This window comes from Deltaproteobacteria bacterium, assembly GCA_009930495.1.
Taxonomy (GTDB): Bacteria; Desulfobacterota; Desulfovibrionia; order Desulfovibrionales; family Desulfomicrobiaceae; genus Desulfomicrobium.
The window spans coordinates 1-9807 of the sequence record RZYB01000106.1 but is presented as its reverse complement, the minus strand read 5'-3'; the positions used below and the strand labels follow the sequence as shown (position 1 = coordinate 9807).

At 57.7% G+C, this 9807-nt stretch carries 10 protein-coding genes and 1 tRNA gene; 8 read left to right on the top strand and 3 right to left on the bottom strand.

Annotated elements, in window-relative coordinates; all coding sequences use genetic code 11:
• Positions 1-116: 116 nt before the first annotated feature.
• Entirely contained in the window at positions 117-827 is a 711-nt protein-coding gene (locus EOL86_09505) for a transposase (GenBank protein NCD25809.1), read from the bottom strand.
• A 33-nt stretch (positions 828-860) separates the two neighbouring features.
• A complete protein-coding gene (locus EOL86_09500) occupies positions 861-1097 on the bottom strand; it encodes a hypothetical protein (GenBank protein ID NCD25808.1) in 237 nt (78 codons plus the stop codon).
• 677 nt (positions 1098-1774) lie between these two features.
• On the opposite strand from EOL86_09500, the gene EOL86_09495 reads away from it, so the two are divergent.
• The 8 genes from EOL86_09495 (at position 1775) to EOL86_09460 (ending at position 8088) form a co-directional block, all read left to right on the top strand.
• Positions 1775-2911: a site-specific integrase gene (locus EOL86_09495; GenBank protein ID NCD25807.1), complete on the top strand. Its 1137-nt coding sequence runs from the start codon at positions 1775-1777 to the stop codon at positions 2909-2911.
• A 114-nt stretch (positions 2912-3025) separates the two neighbouring features.
• Positions 3026-3307, top strand: a complete 282-nt coding sequence (locus EOL86_09490; protein NCD25806.1) for a hypothetical protein — start codon at positions 3026-3028, stop codon at positions 3305-3307.
• Positions 3304-3489 carry a hypothetical protein gene (locus EOL86_09485; protein NCD25805.1) on the top strand — a complete coding sequence of 62 codons (186 nt, stop codon included), beginning with the start codon at positions 3304-3306 and terminating at the stop codon, positions 3487-3489. Before EOL86_09490 ends, EOL86_09485 begins: the two co-directional genes overlap by 4 nt.
• 114 nt (positions 3490-3603) lie before the next feature.
• A complete protein-coding gene (locus tag EOL86_09480) occupies positions 3604-4161 on the top strand; it encodes a hypothetical protein (GenBank protein NCD25804.1) in 558 nt (185 codons plus the stop codon).
• A gap of 172 nt (positions 4162-4333) precedes the next feature.
• Positions 4334-4567, top strand: coding sequence for a DNA-binding protein (locus tag EOL86_09475; GenBank protein ID NCD25803.1), 234 nt, complete (start codon positions 4334-4336; stop codon positions 4565-4567).
• Between the two features lie 130 nt (positions 4568-4697).
• Positions 4698-7190 carry a hypothetical protein gene (locus EOL86_09470; GenBank protein NCD25802.1) on the top strand — a complete coding sequence of 831 codons (2493 nt, stop codon included), beginning with the start codon at positions 4698-4700 and terminating at the stop codon, positions 7188-7190.
• The gene (locus tag EOL86_09465; GenBank protein NCD25801.1) at positions 7187-7675 is read left to right on the top strand and encodes a hypothetical protein; all 489 of its coding nucleotides are present in this window, start codon (positions 7187-7189) and stop codon (positions 7673-7675) included. The genes EOL86_09470 and EOL86_09465 overlap by 4 nt, the downstream gene beginning before the upstream one ends.
• A 2-nt stretch (positions 7676-7677) precedes the next feature.
• A complete protein-coding gene (locus EOL86_09460; GenBank protein NCD25800.1) occupies positions 7678-8088 on the top strand; it encodes a hypothetical protein in 411 nt (136 codons plus the stop codon).
• Positions 8089-9724: 1636 nt separating this feature from the next.
• Here the strand turns inward: EOL86_09460 and EOL86_09455 are convergent.
• Positions 9725-9801, bottom strand: a tRNA-Pro gene (locus EOL86_09455).
• Between the last annotated feature and the right edge of the window lie 6 nt (positions 9802-9807).

Genomic DNA, 9807 nt, shown 5'->3' with positions numbered 1-9807 from the left:
AACCCCAAACACCGGCTGGCGGAAAGTACCGCTCCCAGCCACGCGGTGGCCCTGGGCCATATCCACGACAGTGGATTGCGCGCGTTTGAAATGGTCAAAAACCCCGCGTCCTTGCGTCATACAGGCGAAATCTGTACGGCTCCGGGGAGTTGTGCCGAACGGGAAGGCGTTGTCACGCCGCCCTTCGCTCTTTCCGGATCAACCCTCAGCAGGATCTCGCCGCTCATCGATCCGCGTAGATCTTGACCTGGAAGGGCTTCCCGGCCGCATCGCACGGCGCGCTGTAGCGGTTGCTCGACGTGCACCAGACAGGTCGAGGACACCCGGCACTGCTTCAAGCGGTAGCCATCGAACTCCTTGGGCGCCCGAATCAGAACCCCGCGCTCCGCCTTAAACACTTCCCAGATTGTCTTGTCCGCGAATTCCGGGTGCTTGTGGGTCTTGGCCCAGCCCACGGTCCGCTCCAGCAGCCATTCGTTGAGTTCCGCGATGCTGGCGAACTTCCTGCGCTCCGCCAGAATGCATTTGCGCGTCACTCCCACCAGATTTTCGACTTGGCCTTTTTCCCAGCCCGCAGTCGGCGTGCACATGGTCGGCTCGACCAGGTAATGGGCACACAGCTCCTCGAAGCGCGGATTGAGTTCGCGGTGCTTGCCGCGCAACACCTGCGACACGGCCGTGCTCATGTTGTCGTAGATGCCTCGCCCGCAGGCCCCGCCAAAGAAGGCAAACGCCCGGTTGTGGGCCTCCATGACCATTTCCAGGGTCTCGCGGGAGAAGGCGTGGCAGAAATGGCACAGACGCGTGTGCGCCAGCTTGACGGTCATGGGCAGCCCGCCGATCTCTAGCTGCCCGTGGCTTCAGTCGAACTGATAGGCCTCGCCGGGCGCGAAGCCCAGCGGCACGAAGGCCGCCGGAGTCTTGCGCCCGGCCTCCTCCAGCCAGCGCCGGACAAACCGTCTCACGGCGTCGTAGCAGCCCTCGTAGACCCGCCCCTGAAGCTGTTCGTACAAAACTTTCGCCGTGCGCCGGTACTTCTTGGGCTGACTGGCGTCATGCTCCAACTGCTCGGCCACCCAGTCTGTGAAACCCGCCATCCTTGGCATGGGCTGGACCGCGCGGCGGTACTCAAGCGTGGCCGCCTCCGACCTGATAACCTTGCGAACCGTGTTCCGGCTCAAATGAAAATCGCAGGCTATCCGCCGAATCGACCTCTCCTCTCGACCATGGGCAAGCTTGATCTTGCGCATCGTTTCCACCGTCAGCATCTCCTCGTACCTCCAAGGCGGCCTGTCAGCCGACCTTGAAGGGCTTGCCGAGGTGGGTCAATTTTTCGTGCCGATTACTGGAGAAAGTGGGTCAGTATTGCATGCTGAGTCACAGCTAACAAGGGCTAAGGGTGCCCGTGGTCCAGTGGTCCAGTAAAATTGAAAAATAGATGTTTATTATGGCAAGACAAATAAATAAACACTTACTTATTAACTACGCTCTTCCCTGTGTGTGGAATGGTGTGTGGAATGCTTCAGGAAAAAACAAAAAGGGCCTAGGTTTTTACACCTAAGCCCTTGTTTTCTTTGGTCGGGGCGACTGGACTCGAACCAGCGGCCCTCGGTTCCCAAAACCGGGGAGGTGTATTTCACTCAATTTTCATCTTTGTATATTATTCTTTGTTTTCAAACTGTTTAGCTGTTTTTGGTTTCTATTGACTTCTGCCATTTTCAGCCTATTTTTGCCTTGCGTGCTGGGAATAGTGCTGGGAGAAATTGGGGGCAAAATGGCGACACGAATCAAGACCGAGTATCCTGGGGTGGTCTACCTCGAATCGACTTCCAAGACCGGGAAGACGGAAAAAGTTTTTTACATTTTTTACCGGAAGGATGGGAAGCAGATAGAGGAGAAGGTGGGGCGCTCCATCCGTGATCACATGACGGCGGCCAAGGCGAACCGAATCAGGACCGAGCGCATAGAGGGCCGCCAGTTGTCCAATAACGAGCGTCGAGAGGCTGAACAGGCCGCCAAGGAAGCAGAGGAAGGTAGATGGACCATTGCCAAGCTCTGGAACGAATACAGGACCACCAGGGCGATCAAGGGCATCAAGACCGACGAAGGACGCTTTGACAAATTCCTAGCCCCGGCCTTCGGCGACAAAGAGCCTCATGAAATAGATCAGCTATCCGTGGTCCGGCTCAAGTCGAAGATGCTCAAGACCAAAGCCCCCCAGACCGTGAAGAACACGCTGGAGCTATTGCGACGCATCGTGAACTTCGGCGTCAATGCCCGCCTGTGCGCGCCCCTCCCCTTCAAGATTGAATTTCCGAAGTGCAACAACATCGTCACCGAGGACTTGACCCCGGATCAGCTTGAACGGCTTCTGTCCGCCATTGAGGAAGACCTTCACCCCGTGGCCGGACCGATAATGCTCTGTGCTCTGTTCACGGGCATGAGGCGTGGTGAAATGTTTCGGCTGAAGTGGTCAGACCTCGACTTCGTTCGTGGCTTTATCAACATCTGTGACCCCAAGGGCGGAGTAGATCAGACCATCCCCATGAACCAGCGAGCTCGTGAACTGTTCGAGAGCATGCCCCGTGAAAGCGAGTTCGTCTTCCCTGGCCGGGGTGGACAGCAGCGGGTGGACATCAAGAAGGCCGTGCGGACCATCAAGCTAGCCGCCGGAATACCCGATGAGTTTCGGGCGCTCCATGGCCTTCGTCACGTCTACGCCAGCATGCTGGCCTCAAGCGGCAAGGTGGATATGCTGACCTTGCAGAAGCTCATGACGCACAAAAGCCCGGACGTGACCATGAGGTACGCCCATTTGCGTGATGAGGCATTGCGCAGTGCCGGACAGGTAGTGGATGATATTTTCGCCAGTGTCGTCCAGGGTCAGGCCGTCAATGGCGGCGGCGCATGACCGAATAATTTCCACCTTCCCTGGAACGCTCCAGGAAGGAAACAAGACGGCCCCGGCAGGTGCTACGAACACCGAGCCAGGGCCTAACCACAGCGAACCGACAGGAGGTTCATCATGGCTGAAGAGTCCCTACCAACGGCTTCCTTGAGCGGCAAGCCCGCTGACATCGAATCCATCCGCCTTTCCTTGGCGAAGATTGAGCTTGTGGCCCTGCAAGCGACCTTCACGACATGCGCGGGCGCAATGAGCGACATCCTGGCCATGGATCAGCCCATGGACGCCATCCCGATCCTAGACTTTTTGGCGACGCATCCGTTCCAGGAGCGCCTTGACCACGCCCAAGACCTGCTTGGGGCGGTGGTGCCCAATCCTTGCGCCACGGAGGTGGAGGCATGAGCACTTCGCCCATATCCGACCTCTACGAAATCAACGTCGCGCTGAACTGGATAGCCGACGGCATGGAGTACAACGAACGCGACTACGGCGCGGCCTACACGCTCAAGGCCGTGACGGCGCGCTTGCTGGCCATTATCCACGCCATGGAGGTGGACCAGCACAACGAGCAGGTCAAGGCATAGGACCATCTTTTCCAGGGCCTAGGCCGGGAGTAATTAACCCGGCTGAAAAGACGCGCTTCCCCTCTGGTGCGTCCTGGCCCTGGATCATCTTTTCCAGGGGGAAGGAGGGAAGACATGGTATCCGAGAAGGGCGGCGTGGTTGTGATGGAGCGGGGGCGGTTCATTTGTGGCGCGAATCTTTTGCGGCGGTGGAATCGTGGCCGTGGGTTTCTTGCGCAGCAAGTGGCCTGCTATAAGATCACTCCGTATGGATTGCTTGGCCCAAATAGCGAAGGGGGCATGGAGTTCACGCGAGATGTAGACGTTTCGAGACCGGAATATCTTGACGATGTAGAGCCTTGGCGTGGGCGAAAGATTATTTGCTTCGATATGGACGAAGTTGAAGAGCTGGAACGAACGGAAGACGTTGTTTATATAGAAAGGTCCATGCCGCTTCCGCCACGGGCACCAAAACTAGCGGACGCGACTATACAGGACTTCAAAAGTCCACTGGATTACGGCAAGTGGTTGTGCGCCAAAGGGTATGAACCATCTGAACGCATTGCGAGATTGAAGACGGGATTCCCGAAGCTGAGCACGGCAGAGATAGGCGCATATGCCAGGGGGGAGGTCACAGCCGAAAAGAGCAAGGCCGCGCATAAAAAATGGTATCAGGACAACAAGCCTGAATAAGCCGGGGGAACCCGGTTTTTTTGCGCCCTTGAGGATGTAGCCGGAAATGTAGTCGGTTTCGTGTACGATGTAGTCGGTTTTGTGTATCGCTAACGCCCTTGTTTTGCTCGTATTTTCATGGCTGTCCACGGATCATCCCCGTGGGCGGCCATTTTCATTTTGGAGGTACAGCATGGAACAGCGAGTATTCGGACCCGAGCGCAAGATTGACCCCAAGGACCAGCCAAGGGGGACGTGGAAGGAACAGCAGGCGGCGGACTACATCGGCATGAAGGTAGCAACTCTTCGGCAATGGCGGTTTCTTTCCAAGGGACCCGTTTTTTTGAAAATCGGTCGGTCTTGCAGATACCGCAAGGAAGACCTGGACGCTTTCCTGGAAAAGTCCGCAGTCAACCCGCTGGCGTAGGGGGTGCCCATGGACATGAAAAAGCCCCGAACCGGGGCGACGATTCAGGGCGTGAAACATAAAGGCGACAGCAAGAGTTTTGTTTCACGCATTGGCCAGACCGTCAAGAGCGTGAACGGGGGTGGCCTGCATGAGTATTGATCTAGGCCAGTACGAGCCCCAATCCGAACCACGAAAGCAATACCAGCCCGGCACGCAGTACGACGAACGGCCCAAGATCATGAGCGCACTGAACGAGGTTAAAGCCCCTGATCACGATTCTTTTTTTGTGGCGCTGGCTTGTGTCCAGGACGCCCTTGGCGAGGATGGACGCGACCTTGCCGAGCGGTGGGCGCAAAACCAGGGCGAAAGCCGGGCCAGGGAGTTCAACGGCGTGTGGCGGTCCTGCCACCAGGGGAAAGGCTTGGGGGCTGGCACGCTCTACCAAGTGGCCCAACAAAATGGGTGGGCCTATGACGCGCCTTTGCGAGCCATGACCGTGGAGCAGACCGAGGCCCGCAGGCGTTCCAGGGAAGAGGCCAAGCGACTCAATCAGGAGGAGGAAGCGCGGAACCTGGAACGGGCCAAGCTCGTAGCAGCGTCAGTCATGGCGGCGGCAAAGCCAGCCAGTGAGAACCCATACCTCAAGCGCAAGCTCGTTTCCATGGGCTATGGCCTCAAGTCCATTCCCATGGCCGAAGTGGCGCGGATTCTCCGGGCGCATAGCCGGAAGGACGAAGGCGAAGACCTCACGAAAGGGCGCTTTGCCATGTTCCGAGGCGATGAGCTGCTTGTGGTGCCCAGATTCGAGGGGTTCGAGGCCGAACCAAAAACGGTGGAACTTATCGACGCGGCGGGCACCAAGTACACACTTAAAGGCGGTGGTGCCGGTATTTACTCCACAGCGCCCTTTCCTGCCCCTGGAACACACGGCTTGGTCTTTTATGTGGGCGAAGGCGCGGTAACGTGCTTGAGCGTATCCGAGATCATGCAAGGCGGCATCGGTGTTTCCACGGGGAGTAATGGCCAACTCGCCAAGGCCGCCCAAGCTATCCGGGACCGATACCCCGACGCGCGGATCATCCTGCTTGCCGACATCATCAAGACTACGGGGAAACCGGATCAGCTCGCAGTTAAAGCGGCCAAGCTCGTTGGTGGCTCCCTAGCCGTGCCGGACTTCGGGCCAGGATGGACGGCGGACATGGGCAAGGACTTCAACGACCTGGCCAACGCTCCCGGCCTTGGCCCGGACGCGGTGCGGAAATGTATCGAGGCGGGCCAGCGGCAAAAAAGGTCCAGGCTTCGGGCGTTCCGATATGCTGACCTTCTGGCGATCCCTGACGTTAAATGGATCGTCAAGGGCGTGCTGGCAGAGCATGTGGTGGGGCTTGTGTACGGCCTGTCCACGGTCGGGAAGTCATTTCTCATGGTTGATATGGCGTCGAGTATCGCTGAGGGCCGGGAGTGGTTCGGATTCAGGACCAAAAAAAAGCCGGTGGTCTATGCCTGCCTCGAAGGCCAGCACGGCTACAAGCGACGGGCTCAAGCATGGGCCGCGCATAACGGGCGGGCCTACCCTTCCGGCGTGGTTTTTTCCCCTGATCCTATCGACCTTCGCAAGGATGAAGACACGGACGAACTCATTGCCTTGACCCTGGACGAAGCCGGACTAGGCGCGGTGGTCATCGTGGATACGCTGAACAGGGCGGCCCCTGGCATGGAGGAAAACGGATCGGTTGATTACGGGCTGATTCTGGCAAGCGCCACGCGCCTTGCCCACGCAGTGCAAGGTTCGGTCTGTTTTGTGGGGCACCCAGGCAAAGACGCATCGAAGGGACCGCGCGGGCATTATTCCATGTTCGCGGGCCTGGAAATGGTTCTTCGGGCGGAAGAGGTGAACAAGTCCGACCTTCTTTTTTCTTGGACGGCGGAAAAGGTGAAGGATGGTCAGGACGGATTTACAAAGCACTTTCGCCGCGAAGTGATTGAGCTTGGCGTGGACGATGACGGCGATCCCGTTACCTCGTGCGTCATCGTGCCAGACCCGGAGGCGGATCAGGAAGCAGCCGAAGCGAAGCCGAAGACGGCGAACATTTCGCGAACGAATCGCGAACGCTTCGAGGAATTCCGGCAGGCGGCCATGGAGCACGGCACGCTTGACGAAGACGGGCAGTTCATCGGCTTGGATAAGGAGAACTGGCGAGCGCACTTCTTTGAGCACAGCCAGGCGCCAAACAAGGCGGCAAAGCGTTCCGCCCATAACACAGCCACCAAGGAGTTGAAAAAGATTGGCCTCATTTACGAAAGAGCGGACGGGCTTTTCCAGTTCGACGGGCCAGGATCGGAAGCCCAAGCCGACATCATCCGGGTGGCCATCGAAGAGCGCACCAGGGGAAAGGCCACAGGCGAAAGCGAGGGGCGAAGAGAGCGAAGAGACCCGAAGAAAAGCGAAGATTCTTCGCTTGCGAAAGACCGAGAGGCGAAGAGAAGAGAAGATCCCCCTTTAAGGGATCTTCTCTCTTCGCACGATTCGGGGCAATTTTCGGTGGAGGATGAAAACCAGACCGAAGATTTTTCAAACCCCTCTTCCCCTGGCACGCTCAACCCGACCGGCACTGACGGCGAAGGGTGGGAAGACTTATGAGCGCGGCGGAAGTTCTTCACCAGATTGAGGCGGCGGGCGCGCGCGTGGTCATGCCCGAACCGGGGCGGCTCCGCCTGATCGGCAGCGACGATGCCCGCGCCAAGGTCAAGGCCCTTGTCCTGGAACACAAGGCCGCAATCATCAACGAGCTGAACGGGAGGGCTTCGGCCCTTCCTGCCCACGTCCGGGCGGGCCTGTCCCTTGGCGGTTATGAGCTACCCGCATGGACACGGGAGGCGTGCAAGCTCTTCCTGGATCAGCTCCAAGCCGAGTGGCCAGGATTCAAGGTCAATGGCTGGCACGGGCTGGCCATGCCGGAATCATGGCCGGTGGGGTTCATGGACGCGGTGCAAAGCGTCTACGTTTTGAGCCTTCAGGAGTCCACAGACGCGACGCAAGCGCAAGGCCGGGGCCTTGGTCGGATCGGTCAGAAAAACGCAGCACGGGGCATCCTCGCGCAAAATATCCAGCACGGAGGGGAATAGGCATGTATTACGGACAAGTTGATGGAAGCGTCGAGGTGTACGGAATAGAAATTTTTTCCAGGCATGGTCTGATCCATGAGTTCCGGGAGTTGATGGACTTTTGTGAAGCGGCATCCGCCCTTGACGTGGCCCGGTACATCAAGGGGGCGTGGTATGACTCGAATGGAGCCACAGCAGTGATTGAATTTCACATTCCCCCTGGCGAGTATGACCCGGTTTTTGACGCAACACTTGAAGCCGCTGAAATGACCCTTTCCGCCTTTTGTATCAAGCCAAGCGGCTATTTTGCGCACGGCAGGAGGCCAAACAAGCGGCCATCGTCGGTGGCAACACAAAAGCCCGCCAGCGATGGGCGGCCACGGGCCAGGGTGACGACTGTTCACCATTGGCGGGCAGACAGACCGAAGAGGTAGCAGCATGAAAACGACCATTCCCGAGGTGCTGACGGTTTCGGCCCTGTCATCATCCGAGACATTCGAAGTTCTGGATACGGCTTTCCGAGAGGGCAAGCCCAGGTTGGCATTGAACATCATCTTCACCTGGCCAAAGGTTTCCTTCCTGGCCAGCCTTGGCGGATCACGGAGGACGCATTGAACGCGCTGGTCACGACATAGGCCAACACAAGCCCGGCAAAAGTCCGGGCTTTTTTGCACTAGTGCAAATCAAGAACAGTTGCAGACGTTTACCTTGTGCATGTTTCTTGTGCGCGGGTATACATGCACCAAGGGGGGTGACATTATGCCAGATGCAAAAGTTCGAAGGATTCCATGCCCGAAGTGTGGAAGCGAAGAGACAAGGAAGGCCCACGGCGCTTTGACGATCAGCGCAACGTTTATTCAGCAAAGATTTATCTGTTCCGAGTGCGGGCAAAAGTTCTTGACGTCGTGGCAGTGCGTCGGGCTCCGTGCGTATGAATCACGGACCGTAGCTTCCCTTGTTGAATCTGGTGCGTGACGCGCTACACGTCGTGGGGTTCGTGAGTAAAGACCAGCCAGAACAGGACAATCTTTCAATCGATTGGGACGACGCGTTCGACCTGACAAAACTTGACTTTTCAGACCTTGATCCATTTGCGGATACGCCCTGAAAAAACAGGCGGGCCGGTGCTCGTGAAAACTCACGTTTCCAAACAAAGCAAACGCTAAAAAGCAGGGGCCGGAAGGGGTGCCGGGTGCCGAGTGATGAGTTACCCCATGCAACGCAACAATGGGCCAGGGTGCAAACCTTGGCCTTTCCTTTTGCGTGGCGCTGCGGGCCGGATACAACGAAAGGTCTGCAAGGTCGCAAGAGCAGCGATTGTTGACAAATGATGACATTCAAAGGGCGCAAACAATGGTGAGGTTTTGGGGAGGGTGCAGCGAAAAGTGCCAAGGTTTTGCCAAGGGTCCGGTTTCAAGTTTGTCGCATTTTGTCACGCCCTGTCACGCCGGGAAACCTGACTGATTCAGTCCGTGATACGCAGGCCATGAAGATGCCGTGCCGATCATGCCATGCTTTTGCGTGATGACCTGCAAAGCAATGAGCGTGCCCACGCAGTACTGGCAAGGATTCAATCCGTGGCGAGGTGGCACGTTTTGTCATGGCTCGAATCGTGCTTTCCGTGCTGTTCGTGATATGGGCCAGGGTGAAGACGCCGGACTTCCGGCTAGGGTCACGGCCAGGGGTGACAGGACGCACGACAGGAGGCCCGTAGGCGCGCTGGCCAAGCCCGTGGACCTTCGCATGGGTTCACCCGCAGCGACCCGCACGGCGCAACGTCGAAGGCGCGGCGTGTATCGTGTACGCATCCGGGGGGGGAGCAAAGTTGGGCGGTTCACGCCGAAGACCGTGATGGCCTCCCTTTTCCCTGTGCCGTCAAAATTGGGGATGTTTTTTTGGACTAGTTTTGTCCGAATATGGCCAGCACAGTGAATCGTCGTGGGCGTGGTGGGTGCGGCGAAAGGAAAGGGCAGGTGCTGGTTGTTTGGCGTTTTTGGTTTGGCTGCTGGGAATGCTGCTGGGAAAGAAAAAGGGCTTACGGTTTGTTTTTCCGTAAGCCCTTGTTTTCTTTGGTCGGGGCGACTGGACTCGAACCAGCGGCCCTCGGTTCCCAAAACCGATGCGCTACCAAACTGCGCTACGCCCCGAAGAGG